This is a genomic window from Aeromonas sp. S19(2024) (genome assembly GCF_041402625.1).
In the GTDB taxonomy this organism is placed as follows: domain Bacteria; phylum Pseudomonadota; class Gammaproteobacteria; order Enterobacterales; family Aeromonadaceae; genus Aeromonas; species Aeromonas caviae.
On the sequence record NZ_JBGLQU010000005.1, the window covers coordinates 157,304 to 180,516 of the forward strand.

General features: G+C 65.3%; 25 protein-coding genes. 8 read left to right on the top strand and 17 right to left on the bottom strand.

Translation table 11 applies throughout. The features are described from left to right. Positions 1–4 precede the first annotated feature (4 nt). Complete coding sequence (locus ACB037_RS12295; RefSeq protein ID WP_039040573.1) at positions 5–880, bottom strand: LysR family transcriptional regulator; 876 nt, start codon at positions 878–880, stop codon at positions 5–7. Positions 881–1,008: 128 nt separating this feature from the next. Here ACB037_RS12295 and ACB037_RS12300 point away from each other — a divergent pair, with 128 nt between their 5' ends. Then, the gene (locus ACB037_RS12300; RefSeq protein WP_039040574.1) at positions 1,009–1,410 is read left to right on the top strand and encodes a CidA/LrgA family protein; all 402 of its coding nucleotides are present in this window, start codon (positions 1,009–1,011) and stop codon (positions 1,408–1,410) included. Further along, entirely contained in the window at positions 1,403–2,092 is a 690-nt protein-coding gene (locus tag ACB037_RS12305; protein WP_010675703.1) for an LrgB family protein, read from the top strand. The genes ACB037_RS12300 and ACB037_RS12305 overlap by 8 nt, the downstream gene beginning before the upstream one ends. 67 nt (positions 2,093–2,159) lie before the next feature. Here ACB037_RS12305 and ACB037_RS12310 read toward each other — a convergent pair whose 3' ends face one another. Together ACB037_RS12310 and metB are read right to left on the bottom strand one after the other, a co-directional pair. Next, complete coding sequence (locus ACB037_RS12310; protein WP_371175388.1) at positions 2,160–4,613, bottom strand: bifunctional aspartate kinase/homoserine dehydrogenase II; 2,454 nt, start codon at positions 4,611–4,613, stop codon at positions 2,160–2,162. Continuing rightward, entirely contained in the window at positions 4,613–5,791 is a 1,179-nt protein-coding gene (gene metB, locus ACB037_RS12315) for a cystathionine gamma-synthase (protein ID WP_069651922.1), read from the bottom strand. Before metB ends, ACB037_RS12310 begins: the two co-directional genes overlap by 1 nt. 223 nt (positions 5,792–6,014) lie before the next feature. Between metB and metJ the strand changes: the two genes are divergently transcribed. The 3 genes from metJ to ACB037_RS12330 all read left to right on the top strand — a co-directional run bounded on the left by metJ (position 6,015) and on the right by ACB037_RS12330 (position 7,555). Next, entirely contained in the window at positions 6,015–6,338 is a 324-nt protein-coding gene (metJ, locus tag ACB037_RS12320; RefSeq protein WP_005327165.1) for a met regulon transcriptional regulator MetJ, read from the top strand. A gap of 35 nt (positions 6,339–6,373) precedes the next feature. Then, complete coding sequence (locus ACB037_RS12325) at positions 6,374–7,132, top strand: helix-turn-helix domain-containing protein (RefSeq protein WP_371175389.1); 759 nt, start codon at positions 6,374–6,376, stop codon at positions 7,130–7,132. A gap of 84 nt (positions 7,133–7,216) precedes the next feature. Beyond that, the gene (locus tag ACB037_RS12330) at positions 7,217–7,555 is read left to right on the top strand and encodes a tRNA-binding protein (protein WP_010675707.1); all 339 of its coding nucleotides are present in this window, start codon (positions 7,217–7,219) and stop codon (positions 7,553–7,555) included. An 83-nt stretch (positions 7,556–7,638) separates the two neighbouring features. Here the strand turns inward: ACB037_RS12330 and ACB037_RS12335 are convergent, their stop codons facing one another. From ACB037_RS12335 to nudE, 3 genes are all read right to left on the bottom strand, one after another. Continuing rightward, positions 7,639–8,907, bottom strand: a complete 1,269-nt coding sequence (locus tag ACB037_RS12335) for an aromatic amino acid transport family protein (RefSeq protein WP_371175390.1) — start codon at positions 8,905–8,907, stop codon at positions 7,639–7,641. A gap of 411 nt (positions 8,908–9,318) precedes the next feature. Continuing rightward, positions 9,319–10,131 (bottom strand): 3'(2'),5'-bisphosphate nucleotidase CysQ, encoded by an 813-nt coding sequence (gene cysQ, locus ACB037_RS12340; protein ID WP_371175391.1) that lies wholly within the window; start codon positions 10,129–10,131, stop codon positions 9,319–9,321. A 44-nt stretch (positions 10,132–10,175) separates the two neighbouring features. Further along, on the bottom strand, positions 10,176–10,784 hold the full coding sequence (nudE, locus tag ACB037_RS12345) for an ADP compounds hydrolase NudE (protein WP_039040577.1): 609 nt from the start codon (positions 10,782–10,784) through the stop codon (positions 10,176–10,178). Positions 10,785–10,931: 147 nt separating this feature from the next. On the opposite strand from nudE, the gene yrfG reads away from it, so the two are divergent. After that, entirely contained in the window at positions 10,932–11,600 is a 669-nt protein-coding gene (yrfG, locus tag ACB037_RS12350; RefSeq protein WP_043152800.1) for a GMP/IMP nucleotidase, read from the top strand. 79 nt (positions 11,601–11,679) lie between these two features. Here yrfG and ACB037_RS12355 read toward each other — a convergent pair whose 3' ends face one another. Then, complete coding sequence (locus tag ACB037_RS12355; RefSeq protein ID WP_371175392.1) at positions 11,680–12,786, bottom strand: NADH:flavin oxidoreductase; 1,107 nt, start codon at positions 12,784–12,786, stop codon at positions 11,680–11,682. 116 nt (positions 12,787–12,902) lie between these two features. Between ACB037_RS12355 and ACB037_RS12360 the strand changes: the two genes are divergently transcribed. Next, a complete protein-coding gene (locus ACB037_RS12360; protein ID WP_371175393.1) occupies positions 12,903–13,808 on the top strand; it encodes a LysR family transcriptional regulator in 906 nt (301 codons plus the stop codon). On the opposite strand, the gene tyrS is transcribed toward ACB037_RS12360, so the two are convergent. Next, a complete protein-coding gene (tyrS, locus tag ACB037_RS12365; RefSeq protein ID WP_319862291.1) occupies positions 13,803–15,068 on the bottom strand; it encodes a tyrosine--tRNA ligase in 1,266 nt (421 codons plus the stop codon). The two genes, ACB037_RS12360 and tyrS, sit on opposite strands and share 6 nt — an antisense overlap. A gap of 145 nt (positions 15,069–15,213) precedes the next feature. On the opposite strand from tyrS, the gene ACB037_RS12370 reads away from it, so the two are divergent. Further along, positions 15,214–16,023 (top strand): LuxR C-terminal-related transcriptional regulator, encoded by an 810-nt coding sequence (locus ACB037_RS12370; RefSeq protein WP_371175394.1) that lies wholly within the window; start codon positions 15,214–15,216, stop codon positions 16,021–16,023. Positions 16,024–16,071: 48 nt separating this feature from the next. Here the strand turns inward: ACB037_RS12370 and exeN are convergent, their stop codons facing one another. From exeN to exeF, 9 genes are all read right to left on the bottom strand, one after another. Beyond that, positions 16,072–16,830, bottom strand: a complete 759-nt coding sequence (gene exeN, locus ACB037_RS12375) for a GspN family type II secretion system protein ExeN (protein ID WP_041213945.1) — start codon at positions 16,828–16,830, stop codon at positions 16,072–16,074. Beyond that, positions 16,827–17,318: a GspM family type II secretion system protein ExeM gene (gene exeM / locus ACB037_RS12380; RefSeq protein ID WP_010675717.1), complete on the bottom strand. Its 492-nt coding sequence runs from the start codon at positions 17,316–17,318 to the stop codon at positions 16,827–16,829. The genes exeN and exeM overlap by 4 nt, the downstream gene beginning before the upstream one ends. Continuing rightward, positions 17,315–18,499: a GspL family type II secretion system protein ExeL gene (exeL, locus tag ACB037_RS12385; RefSeq protein WP_371175395.1), complete on the bottom strand. Its 1,185-nt coding sequence runs from the start codon at positions 18,497–18,499 to the stop codon at positions 17,315–17,317. Before exeL ends, exeM begins: the two co-directional genes overlap by 4 nt. Before the next feature lie 113 nt (positions 18,500–18,612). Beyond that, complete coding sequence (gene exeK, locus ACB037_RS12390; protein ID WP_104452241.1) at positions 18,613–19,638, bottom strand: GspK family T2SS minor pseudopilin variant ExeK; 1,026 nt, start codon at positions 19,636–19,638, stop codon at positions 18,613–18,615. A gap of 89 nt (positions 19,639–19,727) precedes the next feature. Further along, entirely contained in the window at positions 19,728–20,369 is a 642-nt protein-coding gene (gene exeJ / locus ACB037_RS12395; RefSeq protein ID WP_160836642.1) for a GspJ family T2SS minor pseudopilin variant ExeJ, read from the bottom strand. Between the two features lie 44 nt (positions 20,370–20,413). Next, on the bottom strand, positions 20,414–20,767 hold the full coding sequence (gene exeI / locus ACB037_RS12400; RefSeq protein WP_257707003.1) for a GspI family T2SS minor pseudopilin variant ExeI: 354 nt from the start codon (positions 20,765–20,767) through the stop codon (positions 20,414–20,416). A 65-nt stretch (positions 20,768–20,832) separates the two neighbouring features. Continuing rightward, a complete protein-coding gene (exeH, locus tag ACB037_RS12405; RefSeq protein WP_201933026.1) occupies positions 20,833–21,396 on the bottom strand; it encodes a GspH family T2SS minor pseudopilin variant ExeH in 564 nt (187 codons plus the stop codon). Positions 21,397–21,443: 47 nt separating this feature from the next. After that, positions 21,444–21,875, bottom strand: coding sequence for a GspG family T2SS major pseudopilin variant ExeG (gene exeG, locus ACB037_RS12410; RefSeq protein ID WP_010675723.1), 432 nt, complete (start codon positions 21,873–21,875; stop codon positions 21,444–21,446). 116 nt (positions 21,876–21,991) lie between these two features. Continuing rightward, positions 21,992–23,212, bottom strand: coding sequence for a GspF family T2SS innner membrane protein variant ExeF (gene exeF / locus ACB037_RS12415; protein WP_039040588.1), 1,221 nt, complete (start codon positions 23,210–23,212; stop codon positions 21,992–21,994). Between the last annotated feature and the right edge of the window lies 1 nt (position 23,213).

Below are 23,213 nucleotides of genomic sequence, written 5' to 3' on the forward strand. Positions count from 1 at the left end.
CCCCTCAGCCCTGCTCGCGGCACAGGGCAAGCCAGGCCTCGGCGGTGCGGGAGAGGTAGCGATCCCCTGGCCAGATCACCCCGAGTCGCCAGCTCAGCGCCGGGGCCAGAGGGCGCAACACCAGCCCGTCCGGCGTCAGCCGCCGGCAGATGGGCTCTGGCAGGAAGGCGACCCCCATGCCGCTTCGCACCATGGCGGTGAGGAAGTCCCACTGGCTGCTGCGGGCCGCCACCTGGGGCACGAACCCGGCTTGCTCGCAGGCCTGCTCCAGCCGCTCGCTCAGGGTGAAGGCCTGGGTATAGAGCAGGAAGGGTTCGTCCCGCAGAGCCTCCAGCCGGATCTCGCCCCCCTCGCGCCAGCGGGGCAGGTCCGGCAGCACCACCCGGATGGGGTAACTGTCCAGATCCAGGGCGCAGAGGGCCCCCTCTTCCCTGGTCGGCAGCATGGTGATGGCGAGATCCAGCTCCCCCGCCAGCACCGCCTGCTCGATGCGCCGCCCGCCATATTCGACGATGGAGAGCTCCACACCGGGGTAGCGGCTGCGATAGGTACGGATGAGATCCGCATAGACATGGCCCACCATGGGCGGGATGCCGAGGGCAAGACGCCCGGATTGCAGGCTCTGCAGATCCGCCAGCTCCGCCTCCAGCTGCTGCATCTCCGCCAGGATGGTCTGGGCCCGATTGAACAGCACCTGGCCGCTGTCGGTCAGGGTGAAGCGGCGGCCGACCCGGCTCAGCAGGGGCTGGCCCAGCTCCTCTTCCATGTTACGGATCATTTTGCTGATGGTGGGCTGGGTGACGAACAGCTTTTCGGAGGCGCGGGTGAAGCTCTGCTCCCGCACCAGCTCGACGAAGTAACGCAGGGCTCGAATATCCATGGTGCTCTCTTGACGGGGATGGCTGGCTAAATCATGCCTCTTTGGCATGAATTTGATAATTTAAATTCATTTTTTGCAGGTTTGGTCCCTCTCTATACTGTGAGCAGATTCACAGAAAGACGCTTGCCATGAAAACCCTCTGCCTTCGCTGGTTGCAAACCCCCTTCCAAATCGCCCTGCTGGCGGCCATCTGGTTGCTGGCCGACATCGCAGTGCGCACCTTGCACCTGCCCCTGCCCGCCAACCTCACCGGCATGTTGCTGCTGCTGGTCTGCATCCTGCTCGGGGTGGTCAAGGCCCAGTGGTTCAGTGCCGGGGCCCGCTGGCTGCTGGCTGAGATGCTGCTCTTCTTCGTCCCTGCCGTGGTGGCCGTGGTCAACTATCAGGAGCTGCTGCTGCAGGAGGGGTGGCGCATCATGGTGGTCCTGATCGTCAGCACCGTGCTGGTGCTCGGCACCACGGCGCTGGTGGTGGACAGGGTCTATCGCCTCGAGCTGAAGCTGGCCCGCCGGAGTCGCCGCCATGTCTGACACCCTGCTCGGCCTGCTCTGCTTCGCCCTGACCCTGCTCTTCTACTACGCCAGCAAGTGGCTCTATGGCAAAAAGCGCATCCTGCCCCTGATGCCGCTGCTGCTGGCCCCCACCCTGCTGGTGGCCGTGGTGATGCTGTTCCACATTCCCTACCGGGATTACATGGCCGAATCCCACTGGCTGCTCTGGCTGCTGGGCCCTGCCACCGTCGCCTTCGCGGTGCCCGTCTACGAGAATCGCCAGCTGATGCGCCGCCACTGGCTCTCCCTCTCGGTCGGGGTCGTGGCGTCCGTGGTAATGGCGGTGGGCAGCACAGTGCTGCTGGCCCGCTGGCTCAACCTCTCCGAGCTGTTGCAGCGCAGCATGGCCATGAGATCCATCACCACCCCCTTCGCGGTGGAGGCGACCCGTTCCGTGGGTGGCAACGCCGATCTCACCGCCCTGTTCGTGGTGCTGACCGGCGTCATCGGCATGGCGGTGGGAGAAAGCGTGCTCACCGTGCTCGCCATCCGCAGCCGCCTCGGCAAGGGCGCGGGCTTTGGTGCCTCGGCCCACGGGGCCGGGACAGCCAGGGCCTATCAGATGGGCAACGAGGAGGGGGTGGTCTCCAGCATGGTAATGATGATAGCCGGCATGGCCACCGTGCTGCTCGCCCCCCTCCTGGGCCGGCTGTTCTGGTAACTCCGCCACCCGATAACAGAAGAGGCGCCCTGGGGCGCCTCTTCTCATTGCATCGTGTCACGCAGCCTCAGAGGCTGGCGCAGATCTGCCAGAGATCGTACTGGATGGCGGCGGCCGTCACTTCCCGGCCCGCTCCCGGCCCCTGGATCACCAGGGGGTTGGTGCGATAGCTGTCGCTCTCGATGGCGAACACGTTGTCGCAGGGCAAGAGGTTGGCAAACGGGTGATGGGGCTCCAGCGCCTCCAGCCCGACGCGGGCCTTGCCGTCGTGTTCGAAGCGGGCGACATAGCGCAGCACCTTGCCGACCCGGCGCGCCCCCTCGAAGGCGGTCTGGATAGGGTCATCCAGCTCCTTGAGCCTGTCCATGAACTGATCGGCGATCACCTTGCGCAGGGCCACCGGCACCAGGTTCTCCAGTTCGATGTCGGCGGAGTCGAGTTCGAAGCCCGCCTCCCGCGCCAGGATGAGCAGCTTGCGGCGCACATCCTGACCGGAGAGATCCTCCCGGGGATCCGGCTCGGTCAGGCCATGTTGCCACGCCTCGTCCACCAGCTCGGAGAAGGGGCGAGTGCCGTCATACTGCTGGAACAGCCAGGAGAGGGTGCCGGAGAAGATGCCGGAGACCCCCTGGATGCGGTCACCGCTCTGGCGCAGCATCTGGATGCTGGACTGGATGGGCAGCCCGGCCCCCACGGTGGCGTTGTAGCGCCATTGCACCTGATGGTCGCGGCAGGTCTGCTTGATGCGCTGGTAAAACTCGCTGTCGGCGGCACCGGCAAACTTGTTGGCGGCGATGATGTGGATGCCGAGCTGGGCAAAGTCCGGGTAGTAGCGGCTCACCGTCTCGCTGGCGGTCATGTCGAGCGCGATCAGGGAGTCAAAACTGTGCTGCTCCAGCTGGGAGAGCAGCTCCGGCCAGATGAGCGGCTTGGGATTGAAGTTGTCCTGTACCTTGAGGGGATCCAGCCCCTCTTCGTCCAGCAGCCCGCCCTTGGAGTCGAAGACCCCGTAGAGGGTGAGCGCCAGATTGAGCTCATGCTCGAGGCGCCCCTTCTCGCGGGCGTAGAGCCCCAGCCAGTGACCGCCGATATTGCCTTTGCCGAACACCACCAGCCCGACCCGGGTCGGGCGGCTGAACAGGGCACTGTGCAGAGCGATGAGCAGCGGCTCCAGCACGATCTGGCGCAGCACGGCCACCAGGCTCAGGCCGTCTTTGGCCACCTGCACGAACTCCAGAGGCTGATCCGCCAGCAGCTGGTAGAAACGGTGGCACTGCTCGGCATTGTCGGTGACGCCGGCCCCCACCAGGGCGACCAGGCTGAACCCCTCCTTCTGGATGAGGCCGGTAAAGTTGCCCTGCAACTGGAAGTCACGGAGCACCTCGAAGGCCCCTTGTGCCACCTCCAGGGTGTAGGCCAGACGCAGCACCCGCCGATCCGGCTGGCGCTGCAGGGTGAGCGGATGGAGGCGATGGCGGGCCAGATGGGCCTCGATGGCCGCCACTGTCTGCTCAAAGTCAGTCTGCGGCAGCACCTTGAGCTCGATGAGGGCTATCTGATCCACCGAGGAGACGATGCGGGCACCGCCGGAACGGGGCGCCCGGCGCAGGATGTGGGTGCAGCCTTCGTCCGGATTGTAGCTGCAGCGCAGGGTGAGGCGCTGACGGCTGTCGGCCACCGGCTGCAGGGTACGCGAATGCAGCACCGAGGAGCCCAGGCGCGCCAGCTCGTTGGCCTCGGCCAGGCTCAGGCGCTCCAGCAGACGCGCCTCTTTCACCCTGCGCGGGTCGGCACTGTAGACCCCGGCCACGTCGCTCCAGATGGTGGTGGACTCGCCGTCCGCCAGCGCCGCCAGGAGGCTGGCACTGTAGTCGGAGCCGTTGCGCCCCAGCAGCAGGGAACGCCCCTCCATGTCGGCGGCGATGAAGCCGGTCACCACGATGCGACCGGCGTGCTCGGCCAGGCGGGCCTTGAGCAGCTCGCTGGAGAGGGCGGTATCCACCTTGATGAGGGCGCCGTCTTCTGCGCGCAGGAAGCTGCGAGCATCGAGCCAGGCGGCCGCCTCACCCCGGCTGGTGAGCAGGGCAGCCAGCAGACGGGCGGACCACACCTCGCCAAAGGCGAGCAGGCCGTTGCGCTCGAAGCGGTCAAACTGCCCCTCCAGGGTCTTGGCGATCAGCTGCATGTCGTCCGTCAGTTGCTGGCTCAGATCGAGGTGAAGCTCCCCTTCCAGCAGGCCGTCGATCAGGCTCTGCTGATAGGCGTGCAGGGCGGTGATGGCTTCGCCTGCGGCCTCATCCCCCGCTTCCGCCAGCTCCACCAGCTGGATCAGCCGGTTGGTGGTCTTGCCTGCGGCGGAGACCACCACCAGCTCGTTGCCCCCCACCTGTTGCTCGACGATGCTGGCGACCCGGCGATAACAGACCGGATCCGCCAGGCTGCTGCCGCCGAACTTGTGTACATGGCGCCGCTTGAAGACTGCCTCTGTTGCCACCACACACTCTCCTTGTTGTTGTTCCATTACTTCACCTGCTCTGCCTGTTGTGCCAACTGCGCCTGTTCAAACCCCTGGGCCAGATCGGCCACCAGATCCTCACCGTGTTCGATCCCCACCGACAGGCGCAGCAACTGGGCACTGATACCCGCCGCCTGCTGGGCCGCAGGGGTCATGGCCCTGTGGGTCATGCTGGCCGGATGGGCCACCAGACTCTCCACACCGCCGAGGGACTCCGCCACCGAGAAGAGGCGCAGCCCCGCGAGGAAGGCGCGCAGCCCCGTCTCGTTGCAATCGAGCTCAAAACTTAGCATGGCGCCAAAGCCGGACTGTTGACGGCGCGCAATGTCGTGGCCCGGATGGCTCGGCAGGCTGGGGTGATAGATCCGCTTGACCAGCGGCTGCTGCTGCAAGAAGGCGAGGATGCGATCCGTGTTCTCCTGATGGGTGCGCAGGCGCGGGGCCAGGGTGCGCAGGCCCCGCAGGGTGAGGTAGGAGTCAAAGGCACCGGAAGTGAGCCCCAGGCAGTTGGCCCACCACACCAGGGAGTCGGCAAGAGCCTGATCCTTGGCGATCGCCACCCCCCCTACCACGTCGGAGTGGCCGTTGATGTACTTGGTGGTGGAGTGGACCACCACGTCGGCACCAAGGGCCAGGGGCTGTTGCAGCAAGGGGGAGAGGAAGGTGTTGTCCACCACCACCTGGGCCCCCACCCCGTGAGAGGCCTCGGCGATGGCGGCGATGTCCACCACCCGCAGCAGCGGGTTGGAGGGGGTCTCCACCCACACCAGTGCGGGTTTCTGGGCCAGCGCGGCGGCCAGCGCCCCCTCGTCTCCCTGATCCACGAACTGCACCTGGTAGTGGCCCTTGGCCGCCAGATACTCGAACAGACGCCAGGTACCGCCGTAGCAGTCGTGGGGAGCGATCAGCAGATCCCCCGCCTTGAGCAGAGCCGTGGTCACCAGGTGAACAGCCCCCATGCCGGTGCCGGTCACCACGGCGCCGGCCCCCCCTTCCAGGGCCGCCAGGGCATCCGCCAGATTGGTGCGGGTCGGGTTGCCGGAGCGGGCATAGTCGTATTGACGGGGCTCGCCAAAGTCGGCAAAGGTGTAGTTGCTGGAGAGATAGATGGGGGGCACCACGGCACCGTGCTGCGTGTCTGTCTCAATCCCGGTGCGTACCGCCAGGGTGGCCTTGTGGGTCATGTCACTCTCCTTGATGGGTTGCCGGAGCCGGTCCGCCTCGTGGGTCGTCCAGCCCCGCTCTCATTTTCGTTGGCCGGACTGCCGGCCCATGGTGCACCACACTACGCCACCTTAAAAAAGCCGTCAACACTTCTAGACGTCTAAATGGCTTTGCTGTTGGATTGCCATTGAATTCCTTAAGGGTTAAAATCCGCGCTCACGGCCAAACGACTACAGGTGGAACATGGGTACAGAGTGGAACGGCGACTACGTCAGCCCCTATGCAGAGCACGGCAAGAAGAGCGAACAGGTCAAGAAGATAACCGTCTCGATCCCGCTCAAGGTGCTGAAGGTGTTGACCGATGAGCGCACCCGTCGCCAGGTGAACAACCTGCGTCATGCGACCAACAGCGAGCTGCTCTGCGAAGCCTTCCTGCACGCCTTCACCGGCCAGCCGCTGCCCTGTGACGACGATCTGCGCAAGGATCACCCGGACAGCGTCCCCGCCGAGGCCCGCGCCATCATGGAAGCCCTTGGCAAAGAGATCGAAGACTTCGACGCCGAGTAATGCGGCTGCCCATGGCAAACGATGCATCCCTTTCAATGACGCGGCCCGGTGCCGCGTCATGCTTATCTGCCGCCTCCCCCTTCAGCCTGCGTCACTACCAGAGCGACATGCAGAGCCACAGTCATGACCACGCCCAGCTGGTGATCCCCCTCGTCGGCCCCCTCGAGATCGAGGTGCAGGGTCGGGGATGTCGCCTCGCCCCCGGTTTTGCCTGCATCATCGCCCCTGGCCTTCGCCACGACTACGCCGCCGACCCGGCGCACGTGTTTCTGGTGCAGGAGAGCCACTGGCTGCCGGCAGCCCTGGGGGACCACCCCTTCGTCGAGCTGGATGAGGCTCAGCGCCACTACCTCGCCTTCCTGCACCGCATGGTGGCCGAGGGGCGCCACGTGGCCGGCATGGATCAGGTGTGGCTCGGGCTGCTGACCGAGGGACGCGGCATGGGCCCCGCCGTCGCTCCCCGCATAGCCCCTCGTATCGCCAAGGTGCAGCGTCATATGGATGCCCACCTCGCAGACCCCCTTACCAACGAGGAACTCGCCGCCATCGCCTGCCTCGGCCTGAGCCAGTTCAAACACGCCTTTCGCCAGCAGGTGGGCACGAGCGTCTCCCACTACCTCAGGATGCGGCGCATGGCACTGGCCCGCACCCTGCTCGCCCGCACCCGGCTGCCCGTCGGCGAGGTGGCCAGCCGCTGCGGCTACCAGAACCAGGGAGCCTTTGCCGAGCGTTTCCTGGCCGAGACCGGACTGACCCCTTCCCTCTGGCGCCGGCAAAACGGCTGCCTGCCGTAATCGGTCGGCTCTTTGCCGAAGACAATCCCCGGGCACTCGAGGCATGCTGAGGCTCATGCAAGGTATGGGCAACGAGGAGCCAAGATGCAGACCATAAGCTGGCAGGATTTCGAGATGGTGGAGCTCAGGGTGGGCACCCTGGTGCGGGTCGAGCCCTTCCCCGAGGCGCGCCGCCCCGCCTACAAGGTGTGGGCGGATTTCGGCCCCGAGCTCGGGGTGCGCAAGAGCAGCGCCCAGATCACCGACCTCTATCGACCGGAGGATCTGGTGGGCCGCCAGATCGTCGCCGTGGTGAACTTTCCCCCCAAGCAGATAGGCCCCATCCAGTCGGAGTTTCTGCTGACCGGCTTCTATCGCCCGGATGGCGCCGTGGTGATCGCCATCCCCGAGCAGGCGGTGGAGAATGGCGCCAAGCTGGGGTGAGACGACGGCAAGGCAACCAGAGAGCAGAAGCAAGAGAGGCGACCCCCGGGGTCGCCTCTCTTGTTTGATGCTGACGGCCTGGCTTATTTCAGCAGGCTGAACAGCAGGGCCGAGACCGCCAGGGCACCGGTCAGCAGGATGAAGCCGTTGACCCAACGGTGACGGAAGCCGGCCAGCGCCTCCACCTTGTAGATGGCCACCACCGGCATGATGAAGAGGATCATGGCGATGACAGGGCCGGAGAGGGTCTCCATCAACCCCAGAATGCCCGGGTTGATGATGGCGGCGCCCCAGATGGCGAAGAACATCAGGGCAATGCCGAGCTTGTCCGCCTTCGCCAGCGGCAGGCCGGTGGGCTTGGCGATCAGGCTTTTCAGGCTCTCGCGGGCACCGAGGAAGTGGCCGAGGAAGGAGGAGCTGATGGCGATGAAGGCGATGAGCGGCCCCAGGGTCACGATCACCGGGTTGTCGGTGATGTTGGCGAGATAGGAGAGCACGGAGACGTTCTGGGCCTTGGCCTCGGCCAACTGAGCCGGGGAGAGGCTCAGCACGCAGGAGAAGACGAAGAAGAGCACGAATCCCACCAGCATGACGGTGGTGTTGCGCAGGATCAGGCCGCTCTTGGTTTCGGCCTGCTCCCCGTACTCCCGGCGCTGCACGTTGGCAAAGCCCGAGATGGCGGCGGCGTGGCTGAAGGCAAACACGGTGACCGGCAGCGCCAGCCAGACGGTGTTGAGGAAGGTCGTGCCTTCAAAGGCGGTCACTTCCGGCCACTGCCACTGGGGAATGAGGTAGCAGGAGAGGGCCAGCAGGATCGCTGCCAGCGGGTAGACCATGACGGCGAAGGCCCGCAGCATCGCCTTCTCGCCGGCCAGCATCACGGCGATCATGGCGAACACCAGCACGCCGGAGAGCATCACCCGATCCGGGGAGGCCAGGCCGAGCTGATTGACCATGAAGCTCTCCACCGTGTTGGTCAGCCCGACGCCGTAGATGAGCAGGATCGGGAAGATGGAGAGGAAATAGAGCGCCGAGATGAGGCGCCCGGCCATCTTGCCGAAATGCTCCTCGGCCACCTCGGTGAAGTCGGCCTGGGGGCGCGACGACGAGAGCACGAAACGCGCCAGCCCGCGGTGGGCCAGGAAGGTCATGGGACCGGCCAGCACGGCGACGATGATGAGGGGCCAGATCCCCCCCAGACCCAGGTTGATGGGCAGGAACAGGATGCCGGCGCCGACGGCGGTGCCGAACAGGCTGATGACCCAGTGGGTGTCGTGGCGACGCCAGCCGGTGCTGGCCATGGTGGAGGGGGAACCGGACAGCTCCCGTGAGACGTCTGCAGATAAATTCATCGATAAATCACTTTTACGTAGTATTAAAATCTAAAAATATTGTGCTCCTTTAGCATTTAATTCTCAAAAATGGAGACTGGCAGATCTCACTGGCAAAGCCCTGTTCCACCAGTGAGATCGGGAGGAAATCTCAACCCGGATTATGCAATTAATCCTAATTTTTACCAAAAAACAGGAATATAAAACCAAAATTAAAACCCACGCCGATTCTTTGTTTCGATGAAATGCATGTTTTCAGAATTAACTGAAATTTATGCCAGTGCAGCCAGATTGGATGTGATGATCCACTGCCGTTATCGCCATCACTAGCGAATCCCCCTGAAATCCCCGTAACCAGCCAGTGGATCACACCAATGCAATCAGGCGACCCTGTGGTCGCCTGATTGCATTCCCTGCGAGCTGGTCGACCCGTCAGTGGGACAGAATGCGTCCCCAGGCGAGATCCGGGTCCCCCATCACGATGAAGTCCGGGTTCTCCAGCGACTCGGTCTCGTTGTAGCTCAGCGGTTGCAGCGCCAGGCTGAGGATGCGGCCCCCTGCCGCCTCCACGATGCATTGGGCGGCAGCGGTATCCCACTCCCCGGTGGGGCCCAGGCGCACGTAGCAATCCGCCACGCCTTCCGCCACCAGGCAGGACTTGAGGGAGCTGGAGCCGAGCGGGATCAGCTCGTAGTGGATGGCCGGGTTGAGACGACGGGTCAGGTTCTCCAGTTTCTGGCGGCGGCTGATGGCCACCACCAGGGAGTCAGGCTGATCGTGTTCATGATGGATGGCGCTGATGGGACGGCTCTCGCCGTTCGCCTCCTTGAAGGCGCCGTGACCACGCACCGCCCAGTAGAGCAGATCGGATTCGGGGGCGTAGATGACCCCGAGCACCGGGACATTGTCCCGCACCAGGGCGATCAGGGTGGCGAAGTCGCCGCTACCGGCGATGAACTCGCCGGTGCCATCGAGGGGATCCACCAGCCAGTACTGGCGCCAGTTCGCACGCTGGCTGAAGGGGATGTCGGCCGCCTCTTCGGTCAGCACGGGGACATGGGGAGTGAGCGCTGCCAGCGCCTGTTTGAGGTAGGCATCGGCAGCAAGATCGGCACTGGTGACCGGGGTCGCATCCTCCTTCAACTGGCGTTCGAACTGACCGCCGCGATAGATCTCGTGAAGGATCCTGCCCGCCTCACGGGCGATCTCCTTGACCTCGGGTATCCAGGCCAACAACTCCTGCATGGTGCTTACCTCTGCCTCTGATTGCCAAACAGACCCTCTGCGGGCTAATTTCCCTGCTCCGCCAGCCATTTGCTGGCCAGCAGCAGGGCACTGATGCTGCGCGACTCGGTGAAGTCCGGTCGTGCCAGCAACTCGTCGATCCGGTTGAGGGGCCAGGGGATCACCTCGAGAGGCTCGGGCTCGTCACCGACCCGCTGCTCGGGGTAGAGATCCCGCGCCAGCAAGATGTCCATCCGGCTGGAGAAATACCCCGGCGCCAGCGACACCTGCTTGAGCAGGGTCAGGCTGCTCGCCCCGAAGCCCGCCTCCTCCATCAGCTCCCGGTTGCCCGCCTCGAAGGCATTTTCACCGGGGTCTATCAATCCCTTGGGGAAACCCAGCTCGTAGGAGTGGGTGCCCGCCGCGTACTCGCGCACCAGCAGCAGGGTGTGGGCATCGAACAGGGGCACCACCATGACGGCACCCCGGTTGCCGCCGCGCATCCGCTCATAGACCCGCTCCTCGCCGTTGGAGAATTTCAGGTGAAGGGACTCCACCTTGAACAGCCGGCTCTCGGCCACGATCTCGGCCTTGAGGATCTCCGGCTTGCTCTTGTCATGGGCCATGGTCTCGACACTGAGGTGGACGGGATTGCGCTTGTGGGGATCGCTCATCGGAGGCTGACTGCTCGTTAAAAAATCGTGTTTCAAGAGTAAACGACTCCCCTGCCGAACACCACGGGGCAAAGAGGGGAAAGATGTCTGAAAAATCCGTTATAATGCGCCCCGTTTTTCCCATCACCACAGACATCGCGAGGCCCCATGTCGACTCCCCTGCCCTGGCACCAGATTGATACCGTGTTGCTCGACATGGATGGCACCCTGATCGATCTCCATTTTGACAGCCATCTGTGGCAAACCCTGGTGCCGGTGCGCTACGCCGAGCGACTCGGCCTGCCGCTGGCCGAGGCGAAGGCGCAGATAGACACCCACTATCATGCGGTCAACGGCACCCTCGACTGGTACTGCGTGGATTACTGGACCCGGACGCTCGGGCTCGACATCCGCGCCCTCAAACAGGAGATCCTGGAGAAGATCCAGTGGCGCCCCAACGTCATTCCCTTCTTGGCCGCACTCAAGGCCGCCGGCAAGCAGGTGGTGCTCTTCACCAATGCCCATCCCGCCAGCCTGTCGGTGAAGGATGCACGCCTCGGCCTCGCCCAGCACCTCGATCTGATGGTGAGCACCCATGAGCTAGGGTGGTCGAAGGAGAGCCAGCACTGCTGGCAGGCGCTGGCCGAGCGGCTGGCTTTCGACCCGGCCCGCACCCTCTTCGTGGATGACAGCGAGCGGATCCTGGCCGCCTCGGCCGAGTTCGGCATCGCCCACCAGCTCGGCATCCGTCACCCCGACAGCCAGATGCCGCCGCTCACCTTCCAGCACTTCCCGGCGCTCGACGACTACGCCGACCTGCTCCCTCTCGGCGCCTGACACGCACAAGGCCCTCTTCACAAGGGCCTTGTCACATAAGCTCAACAGCCTGCCGAGCGCATACCGCTCATGAAAGCCCTCAGGCCGCATCGCGCGGGGCCAGCACCCCCATGCCGGCCAGGTAGTCGAGGGCGCTTGGGGTGAAGCCGACCTCCGTGAGGTGCGCCGCCGTGAAAGGGGCCGCATGCAGAGGCAGGCCGCGGCTCACCCGTTCCATCCAGTCCGGATTGCCAAGGGCCGCCGTGCCCACCGCCACCAGATCGGCGCCGCCGGCCAGAGCCCGCTCCGCCGAAACTGCGTCGCTAATCTTGCCCGCCACCATGAGCGGCACCCGCCCGGCCAACCCGACCCTTACCGCCTCCAGCAGGGCGCCGCCGTCGGGATCCCCCGCCACCGCCTTGAAGCTGTCCCCCATGGAGAAGTGCAGGTAGTCGATCCCCTCGTCCGCCAGCAGGCGCGCCACCGCCAGCTGATGGGCCAGTTCGATGCCCTGGATATGGGCATAGCTCTCGGGGGAGAGACGCACCCCGACCAGGAAGCCCCGGGGTAGACGGGCGCGAATGCCGCGCACTATCTCCACCAGGATCCGCGCCCGGTTCGCGAGGCTGCCACCCCAGCGGTCGGTGCGCCGGTTGTGCAGGGGGTTGAGGAAGTTGCAGAGCAGGAAGTGGTGGGCTGCGTGCAGCTCGACCCCGTGCAGGCCGGCATCATGGGCCCGCTCCGCAGCGCTCACAAAGGCGTCAATCAGCGTCAGAATCTCCTCCTCGCTCAGCCCCTTGACCCCGAGAGGGTAACGCCCGCCCGGCGCCAGCGCGCACGGGCCGACCGGCACCCCGTCGTTCAGCTCGGGCAGAGCCCGCATCCCGCCGTGATGCAGTTGCACCACCGCCAGCGCCCCGGCCTGCCGCGCACTGTCGGCCAGGGCCGTGAAGGCCTGCTGCTGGGCGTCCGTCATCAGGGCAGGCTGCCCCACCCAGCAGCGTCCGCCGGGCCGCACCTGGGTGGCGGCGGCGATGAGCAGGCCGAAGCCGCCACGGGCGCAGCGCGCCAGCCAGTCGAGCTCGGCCTGGCCGGGATCACCGCCTGCGCCGCTCATGTTGTGGGTCAAAGGGGCCAGCACGGCCCGGTTCTTGAGCCGCAATCCGGCTCGCTCGAAGTGGAAGCTGTCGCCCAGTGTCTTGTTCATCGTCCTCTCCTGGGATCGCAATGGCATGGCGGCCACTATAAACCCGGGCCAGGAGGATATAATCAGACGTACAAGCAAGACATTCATTCCCAGAAAGACATAATAGGCCACCCCTCATGAGTCACCACAAGCTCGATACCCTCTACCTGATGCGTCTGCTGGTCGCCATCGTCCGCTGCGGATCCTTCGCCGCGGCAGCGTCCCAGCTCGGCATCACCCCGAGCAAGGCGTCAAAAGATCTGCGCCACCTGGAGCAAAACCTCGGCAGTATGCTCCTGAGCCGCACCACCCGCCGGGTGCAACTGACCGACGCAGGAGAGCTCGCCTACCGCCAGGCCGACCAGATGATCGCCCTGCATGAGCAGTTGCTGGACGGCCTGCAGCGCCGCCGCTCGGCACTGTGCGGGGAGCTGCGCATCACGGCGCCGGATCTCTGGGGAGAAGTGGTGCTGACTCCGGTGCTGCTGCGCTTTCGCGCCGACCACCCGGAGGTGCGGATCATCGCCGACTTCAGCAATACCCCGGCCGACCTGCTGCGCGACAACCTGCACGTGGCGTTTCGCAGCACTGAGCTCGGCACCCAGCCCTACCTGGCGCGCCCCATCGCGGTGGACGATCTGGTGCTCTGCGCCAGCGCTGACTACCTCGACCGCCATCCGCCCCTCAGCACACCGCAAGATCTGCACCAGCACAGCCTCATCACCCGCAGCCAGGAGTACGGCCGCCACGAGCGCTGGCCCCTGCTTGCCCAGGGGCGCGAGATCCCTCTCGAGGTAGCGGGCGAGCTGGCCTTCAGCAGCAAGAAGGCGATTCACCAGGGGATGCGCCAGGGACTGGGGATAGCCCGCCTGCCGCGCTACCTGGTGGCGGCCGAGCTGGCCGAGGGGGTGGTGCGCGAAGTGCTGCCGGACTATCGCCCCAAGGGGGCCCATTTCTACGCCCTCTATACCCAGCGCCGGGCCGAGTCGGCCCTGGTCGGCCACTTCCTCGACTACGTCATCGAGGCGCTCACCCCTTCATGAGCAGATCACCAGGTGGTACTGCTTCTTGCCCCGGCGCAGCAGCAGGTAGCGGCCGAACAGCCGATCGTCGGCGGTGAGCGGCTCATCCCGGCGGATCGCACCGTTGACGCTGACGGCCCCCGCCGCCAGCAGCTCGCGGGCGATCCGCTTCGAGTTGGCCAGGCCGCACTCCACCAGCAGGGTCACCAGATCCGTTTCCCCCTCGATGCAGCTGCTTGGCATGCCATCTTGCGCCAGCTGGGCCAGATCGCTCTCCCCAAGGCGCGCTACCTCGCCACTGAACAACGATTCGCTGATGCGCTGCGCCGCCGCCAGCGCCCCCTTGCCGTGTACCAGTTCGGTCAGCTCGTCCGCCAGCACCTGCTGGGCCAGCTTGCGCCCCTGCCGCTTCGCATCCTCCGCCTCCAGCGTCTCAATCTCGGCCAGCGGCATAAAGCTGTAGTAGCGCAGGAAGCGGTAGACATCCTCGTCCGCGGTGCCGAGCCAGAACTGGTAGAAGGCGTAAGGGGAGGTGAGCGCCGGGTCGAGCCAGATAGCGCCCCCCTCGGTCTTGCCGAACTTGGTGCCATCGGCCTTGGTGATGAGCGGCAGCGTCATGCCATAGACCTGGGCCTGATGGAGGCGGCGGGTGAGGTCCATGCCGCTGGTGATGTTGCCCCACTGGTCGTTGCCGCCGATCTGCAGGGTGCAGCCGAGGCGCTGGTTGAGCACGGCGAAGTCCTGGGATTGCAGCAGGGCGTAGGAGAACTCGGTGAACGAGATGCCCTGATCCGGACGGGCGAGGCGCTGGCGCACCGATTCGCGGGCCAGCATGGCGTTGACCGAGAAGTGCTTGCCGATGTCCCGCAGAAAATCGAGGGCGGACATCTGCCCCATCCAGTCGGCGTTGTTGACCAGCAGCGGCGCCGCCAGCCCGTCGCTCGCCGGCAACAGGGCGCTTATCTGGGCCGACAGGCTGGCGACCCAGCCCTGCACCGTCTCGGCGCTGTTGAGGGTGCGCTCGCTTGCCTTGAAGCTGGGATCGCCGATAAGGCCGGTGGCCCCGCCCACCAGGGCCACCGGGGTGTGGCCCGCCAGCTGGAAGCGGCGCAGCATCAGCAGTGGCACCAGGTGGCCGATGTGCAGGCTGCCAGCGGTGGGATCGAACCCGCAATAGACGGTGCGAGGGGTGGCAAGATGGTCGGCCAGCGCCACCGGGTCGGAATTCTGGGCCACCAGGCCGCGCTGGGTCAGCTCATCGAGCAGGTGAGGATTTGTCATAGAGGGCTCCAACAGCAAGAGAAAGAGGGCCATCCTCGCCGTTTGCAGTGCTGGTAGATATGTCCCCCAGGGGACAGTTTTGCCACTCCCGTGCTAGCATCCTGCCATCGTGGGGAAACCATTCCCTGACCCGGAGCCCATCGCCATGCCCCCGTCTCCTGCCACGGATACCCTGAGCCTGACCGCCGCCGTCGATGCCCTGCACGGCAGCGGCTTCCCGGCGGCCCTGGTGCGCCTCATCCAGCAACAGGTGGCGTTCGACTGTGCCCTGCTGCTCGGGGTGGGGCAACGGCCCGTCTACCTCTACGACAACCTGCACCACCAGCGGGCCCTGCTGTTCGACCGCTACCTCACCCGCCACTTCAGTCAGGATCCCTTCATGCAGGCGCTGGAGCAGGGCTTACCTGCCGGGGTCTGGACCCTGGCGCAGGTGTCACGGGGGCGGCTCGACCCCGAGTATCGCCACCACTTCTATCAGGCCACCGGCTGGCAGGAGGAGGTGGGGCTGATCCTGCCGGTGCGCGGCGGCCTCACCCTGATGCTGTTTCTGGGCCGCCTCGACAAGCGCCGCTCCCTCAGCCGTGACGAGCTGGCCAGGCTGGAGGCACTGTTTCCGCTGGTCCACTCCCTGTGTCGCCAGCACTGGCGGGAAGAGACACCCCGCCTGGCCCGCAGCCCGGTCAGGTCAGATGGCACTGACCTCAAGGGGGCGGTGGAGCAGGCTATCGCCAGTGTGGGGGGAGATCAGCTAACCCGGCGGGAGCGCCAGGTGGCGGGTTTGCTGTTGCAGGGGCTGGATACCGAGGCCATTGCCGATGCACTCGGCATCGGCAGCGGCACGGTGAAGAATCACCGCAAGCACCTCTACGCCAAGTTGAACCTGCACTCCCGGGCCGAGCTGTTCAGCTTCTTCCTCAATCACCTCATCACGGCGCCAGCCGGCGCGCCCCCATAACGACACCACCCCGCCGGGGCGGGGTGGTTCAAACCATGGGCAACGCCGTCAGATGCGGCCCTGATAACGCAGCGGGAAGCGCCCCTGCCCATCGGGCTGGCCGAGGAAGGGGAGCCCCTGTTTCATCTGGTCCGGCAGCTCGGGACCCGGTTTCAGGGTGCCCTGGAACAGGTACTGGCGATTGGCCTGCAACTCCAGCTTGCCCAGCACCTGCACCGCCTCCGAGCCCTGCTTGATCTCGGCCACCAGCCGGGAGTCGAGACAGGTGAGCGTGATCTCGGGATCCCCCAGGGCCAGCTTGCCCGCCGGGGTGTCCGCCTGTGCGTCATACCAGTGAAGATCCCCGTAAAGGTTGTCGCACCAGGGAGTGCCCTGGGCAAACTGATCGATCTTGAGCTGCAACTGACCCGTCGCCGTCAACGGGAAGGGGGGTCTCATCGGCACCCGCTCCAGCACCCAGGGGGCCGGCGCATTCAGGGTGATGTCGCGCCCGAAAGCAGCACCGTTCCAACCCAGGATCCCCTGCCCGTTGAGCCCGCTGCGCTCGCCAAAGCGCACCGACGCCTCGGGCGCCAGCCGCAGCAGGGACCAGCCATCGAGATCCCAGCGCAACTGGGTGAGGGACTCGCTGGCATATTGCACCCGGGCGGCCTGACCGCTCCAGAGGGTGCCGCTCACCCCCTCCAGCCGCACCAGATTGGGGGGCAGCGGCAGATGACGCACCACCAGGGATGCAGGCAACTGGGCCAGCAGGAAACCGAGATAGGCCAGCAGGAAGAGACTGGCGATCACTATTTTTCGCTTCATTGGGAACGACTCAACTGCAAACGTCTGACCTTGACCAGCCCGGGGGCCAGCCCCTCGCGGGCCAGCTCGATGATCTGCACCTGGACGCCGTATTGATCCGAGAGGGTCGCAAGCCAGATCAGCAGATCATCGAACGGTACTGTGTCTATCCATACCTGCAGCTCCTGACCCTGGGGCTGCAAGCGGGCAATCTTGATCTTCTGGTTGAAGGCGGTGCGGTTCACCACGCCGTCCAGGGTACCGCCGGTATCGATCTGGCGCCCCTGTCCCCCCTGCATCGCCAGCACCTCCTGTCCCTTCTCCTTGAGCCAGGCCAGGGTCTGCTGCTGGTTCACTACCTGCCGCTCGCGCTCGGCAATGCGATTTGCCACCGGCTGCCAGATCGCCCAGTAGAAGAGCCCGATGAGCAGCACGCTGCCCCCCACCGCCACCAGCCGCTGCTCGCGGGCACTGATGCCGCGCCACCAGCTCTGCAGTTTGTCCATCATGACGACCTCCCCTTGAGTACCAGCGCCCCTTCGACCTTGCCTTCGGTGCTTCGCACCTCACCCTGCTGCACCTCGAAGCGCTTGCCCGCCAGCTCGCGGAAACGTTCGATCTCGGTGAAGCTGGGGGCTGTCACCTGCAACCTCAGCTCGCCCCGGGCTGCATCGAAGCGCAGCACCTCGGGCTTGAGGCCGGGCACCTCGGCAAACACCGGGGCCAGCTCGGTCAGGAGCAACAGGACGCCATCCTGGGGAGCCTGCCCCAACTGCTGGAGGTGCTGGGTCATCTGGCTGCGCACGTTGACGATGCGCGTCTCCCCCGGGAAGATCCGGGTGTAGACCTGCCGGATCTCAGCCTTGAGGGCCTTGTCCTGTTCCGCCAGCTGGTGCAGATGCACACCGCGCTGCACCAGGGCCACCAGCAACAATACGCCTGCCAGCACCGCCACCTTGCGCCACTGCAACCAGTAGCGGGCGTATTCGGTCTGGGGACGATAGGGCCCCTGCAACAGGTTGGCCTGGCAGGTCAGCGCCCCTTTCGCCAGCAACAGCATGGGCAGTTCCGGGTCAGCCCCCTGCCAGTTGCCCGCCGCCATGGCGGGGATGGGAGTATGGCAGTGAAGGGTGACGGGTTCGGTCTGCGCTGCCAGCAGCATGGCCAGCAGGGATTCCTCCGCCACTATGCCCTGACGGGGGCCCTGGCGGACCAGCCACTCCTCCCCCAGTTGCAGGGCTGACCAGCCATCGGCGGCGAGCGGCAGCGCCAGCACGTCGGGCAGCAGGTGCAGGGTCTTGAGCCCTGCCTGCTCCAGCCAGCCGAGCCAGGAGTGCATCTTCCCCTTGTCCACCGCCATCAGATCCACCTCTCGGCCCTGATGGCCGAGCACCACCAGGTGCAGATCGTCCACGTCTGAGGCGATCTGCTCCTCCAGCAGATAGGGCAGGGCCGCCGCACTCTGGCGGCTGTATTTGCCCGGCAGATTGACCCGCCGGAAGATAAGATCGCTGCCGGGCACCAGGGTCACCACGGGGCGACCACCGGCACGCTCCTGCAGCTCGCCGAGGGCGTGCGCCGAGGCCAGGATGCCGGAGGCGATGATCTCCTGCTCCTGCGCCGACCAGACCAGCCAGTGCACTGGCTGCTGCGCATTGGTCCCCAGACGGATGACCAGACTCTCGCTCACTAATGTCTCTCCTGCCATGCCCGCTCCTCCCTCAGGGGGGCGGGCGCACAGCCATGGGTTGCAGTCCAATCGGGGGATGCGCAGGGCAGCTGAAACCGCCCCACGCCCCCTTGTTATTCGGCGCCGCCGCTCAGGCGACGCAGCATCACCAGCTTGTTGTCCTTGCCACGCTGGAAGACGGTCTCAAGCCTGGCGCGGGTCTCCCCCACCTCCGCCAGCAGGCGGGCCTCGAAGAAGCTGCTCTTGATGTCAAGGGCGCCATCCAGCCCGGTGATGGCACCCGGCTGAACCTGCAACTGCTCCGTCATCTCCTGTTTGTTCTTCCACCCCTTCTTGGGGCGGCTGGTCAGCACCCGCTTGGCATCGTCCAGCCCGATCTTCCCCTGGTAGAGCCCCACCAGCAGGGCCGCCTGCTCCGGCCGGATGGTGTTGATGTTCACCACCAGCTTGTCATTGGGCAGGGAGCACACATAGGGGGCCAACCGGGCGTACAGGCTGGCGCTCACCCCGCGCACTGCCCGCAATTCGTCGGTGCCCAGCATCCGCTGGTTAGCCACCAGGTAGGGAGGATTGAGTCCCTCGTAGTAGGCATCCTCGGCCCCGTTGCTCGAGACCAGCTGGGTATCCTTGTCGGTCCAGTCACGGATGGCGTCCGTCAGCTGCACCGCTTCGTAATCATCCACCTCGAGCTGGGCGAGCAGGGCCCGGAACACCTTGAACTGATAAGGTTGGGCCTCGAGATCGTCGCCGTTCTCCCCCTCCTTGAGGGGCACGCTCAGGCTGTTGAGGTTGAAGCAGGATTGCAGATCCCGTACCCGGCCCGAGAGAGTGCCATCCTCCACCGGGAAGACCCCGTCCTCCCGCGCCCAGTTCTGTCCCAGACTCACCCGATCCGGGTCATCCTTGAAGTCCTGGTTCAGCACCTTGATCACCAGGGCCTCCGCCGACATGGCATACCACCAGGCCTGCTTGCCCAGGGTGAGGTTGGCGGTGCGGCGCAGCTCCAGTTGCAGGCGGCCGCTCATGTTGCTGGCGACGATCACCATCACCGCGAGGATGAGCAACACCACCAGCAGGGCCATTCCCCCCTGGCGGCCCAGTGTAGTGCGGGATCGGCCCCGGCCGCGCTTAATTGCCATTGTCCGCTCGCTGGCCACCAGCACCGATCAGGAACTGGCGACGTCGAATAGTGCCGTCATCCTCCGTGACGGACAGGGGAAAACGACGATCAGTTACCATTCTCTGCCCTCTGGCCACCGGCTCCGATCAGGAACTGGCGACGGATGGTGCCGTAGTCTTCAAGCTCCAGCTCCACCGCCAGCCCGTAGGGCAGCAGGTCGCGCTGGGTCCACTCCTCCTTCCACTGTCCCTTGTCGTAGAAATAGAGGCGCAGCGCCGTCACGCCGGTCAGCACGGGCTGAATGCGCGGCTCGGTGCCAATGGCCGGATCCGGATAGAGGTAGCTCAACCGCTCCAGGGTCTGCCCCTTGAGACGCCAACCCACCCGTTGCAGGCCGGAGCGCGGCAGTATGCCGTCCGGATTGAGCCAGCCGCCGCGAATGAAGGCCATGCCCCAATCGTCGCTCTGCTGGCCGAAGCGGGACGCCGCCAGCAGCACCTTGTTGTTCTCGCCGTCGATGCGACCGCTGCGCGGCACCATCTGGGTGACGTCCCGCTCCAGCAGGCTGAAGGCGAGCTGCAGTTCCGAGAGGCGGGCCTCCTTGCGCTTGGCCACCTCGTCGCTGGTCAGCACCCCTTGCAGCACCTGATAGGCCCCCAGGCTCAGGGTGGCGAAGATGGCGATGGCCACCAGCATCTCAAGCAGGGTAAAGCCGCGGTGGTGCGATGGGCGGGTGTTGCTCTGGAGCATCGGCTGACACCGGCTCCGGATCATGGACGCACGTTGATGAATGTTCATCGGCTGAGATAGGTCCGGATCATGGCCACCGGGCTCTCGGCCTTGGGCGCGGTGCGCACTTCCATGTCCAGCGCCCTGAAGTTGCTGTCCGCCGTGGCGACGCCGCGATAGCGCCAGTACCAGGTCTGCCCGGCCATCTCCTCGTCCCCTTCCACCCAGCTGTCTCCCGGCCACTTGCCTTCGAGCTTCTGCTGCACCAGCTGATTCTCCACCACCCAGGTCGCCAGGGTCTTCTGCTCCAGATAATTGAGGCCAGCCAGGTGTTCGCTCGCGGTCTTCATCACCGCCAGCCCGGCGATGGCAAACACAGCCAGGGCCACCATGACCTCCAGCAGCGTCATGCCGCGCACCCGGGCGGGGCCGCCCGACAGAGCGGTGCGACGCGCTAGAGCGCCCCCTGCGGGCCTGGCGCTCCTCACTCTTCTTCCTCTTCATCCTGCAACAGGGAGAGACGACCGAACTCGTCCCCCCTGACGGTACGCAGATAGTGCAGATCCTCGTCCTGCTGGCTCAGGGTCAGCACGAAGGGAGAGAGCTCTCCCCCCGGAAAGACCAGGATCTGGGGTGTCCGCTCGCGCTCGTCCCGACCCTGCTCCTGGCGTTCGTCCGACGCAGTGCGCCAGTTGAAACCTTCCAGCTCCGCCGCCAGGGTCATCCCCTCCGGCAACGTCACCGGCCCCAGCAGCTTGTCACCGGTCAGGGCGCGCCACTTGCGATCCTTGGGATCCCGGGACATAAACTGCCAGCCGTTCTCCTCGACCCGCAGCCCCAGCAGCCTGCCATCCATTACCGAATACTCCTGGGCCTGCTGCAGGGTCGCCATGAAGCGGCGCGCCTGCTTGTCGAGCTCCCGATCCCCCCTGGCGCCCCCCATGCTGAGGGTGACGGCGGTCGCCACCAGTCCCATCAACATGGCGACCAGCAACACTTCCAGCAGGGTAAAACCGGCCTGGTGACGGGCAGAAGAGGCCACCTTCATTCAGGCAGCCCCGGGGGGGCGCAGTGAGCACGACGCGGCGGAATCACTTATTGGAAGTCCTTCAGGTTCCAGTTGCCGATGTCGTCATCGGTCCCGGCTTCGCCGTCCATCCCCATGGAGAAGATGTCGATCTTGCCGAACTGGCCCGGGCTCAGCAGCTGGTACTGGTTGCCCCAGGGATCCTGCGGCAGGCGCTTGATGTAGCCCCCTTCACGGTAGCTGCGCGGCTCAGGGGATGCGGTCGGCTTGTTGACCAGGGCATCCAGCCCCTGCTCGGTGGTGGGGTAGCGGTTGTTGTCCAGCTTGTACATGTCGAGGGCGTTTTCCAGCGCCACTATGTCGGAGACCGCTTTTTGCTGATCCGCCTTCTCCTTGTTGCCCATCAGGTTGGGCACCACCAGGCTGGCCAGGATCCCCAGGATCACGATGACCACCATCACTTCCAGCAGGGTAAAACCCGATTGACGACGCTTTTGCATGACTGACTCCCTAACGAAATGAGATGGCATGAGCCATCAACGATTAACTGTTAAACCACGATCGTTCGATTGAATTTGCAGGTTCGAATGGCGAAGCCTATTCGGGCACCCGACCCTCACAGATTCACCATGTTGTTGAGCTCCAGGATCGGCTGCAGGATCGACATCACGATAAACAGCACCACCCCGGCCATGGAGACCACCAGCATGGGCTCGAACACCCCGAGGGCGATGTTCACCTGGGTTTCGAACTCCCTGTCCTGGTTGTCCGCCGCCCGCTCCAGCATGCTGTCGAGCTCGCCGCTCTGCTCGCCCGAGGCGATCATGTGCAGCATCATGGGCGGAAAAATTCTGGTTTCATCCAGCGACTTGCGCAGGCTGGTCCCCTCCCGCACCCGCTCGGTGGCCTCACCGATGCGCATGCGGGCATAGTCGTTGGAGAGCACTTCGCCGGCGATCTTCATTCCCTCCAGCAGGGGCACGGCGCTGGCGTTGAGGATGCTCAGGGTGCGGGCAAAGCGGGCGGTGTTGAGACCGCGGCTGACCCGACCGATCACTGGCAGGCGCAGTATCACCTGGTGCCAGCGACGGCGGCGCTTGTCGTCGGTCAGCCACCAGCGCCAGATCAGGCCGCCAATGCCAAGGAGCAGCAGGAACCAGAGGCCGTAGTGCTGCAACAGCTCGCTGGTGCCGATGAGGAAACGGGTGGTGCCCGGCAGTTGCTGGCCCATGTGTTCGAACTGGGCCACCACCTTGGGCACCACGGCGGTGAGCAGTATGGAGATGACCCCCACCGCCACCAGGGTGAGGACGATGGGATAGATCATCGCCTGCAGCAGCTTGGTGCGCATGTGCTGGCGCTGCTCGGTGTAATCGGCGAGACGGTTGAGCACCTTCTCCAGGTGACCGGACTTCTCGCCGGCCGCCACCATGGAGCGGAACAGCTGGTCGAACACATGGGGGAAGGCCCCCAGCGAATCGGCCAGGGAATACCCCTCCACCACCTTGCTGCGCACCGTCGCCACCAGGCTGCGCAGGTGGGCCTTCTCGCACTGTTCGGCGACCGCCTTGAGGGCCTCCTCGATGGTGAGACCGGCCCCCACCAGGGTCGCCAGCTGGCGGGTGATGAGGGCCAGTTCTGCGGTGGAGGCGCCACGGCGAAACAGCACGAAGCGGTTCGCCTCCCGCTTGGCCTTCTCGGTGGTCTCGTTCACCTCGAGGGGGGTCAGCCCCTGCTCGCGCAGCAGCTGGCGCACCTGGCGGGCGGAATCCCCTTCCAGCACGCCGCTCTTGTTGCGCCCCTTGCCGTCGAGGGCCTTGTATTCAAATGCCGCCATC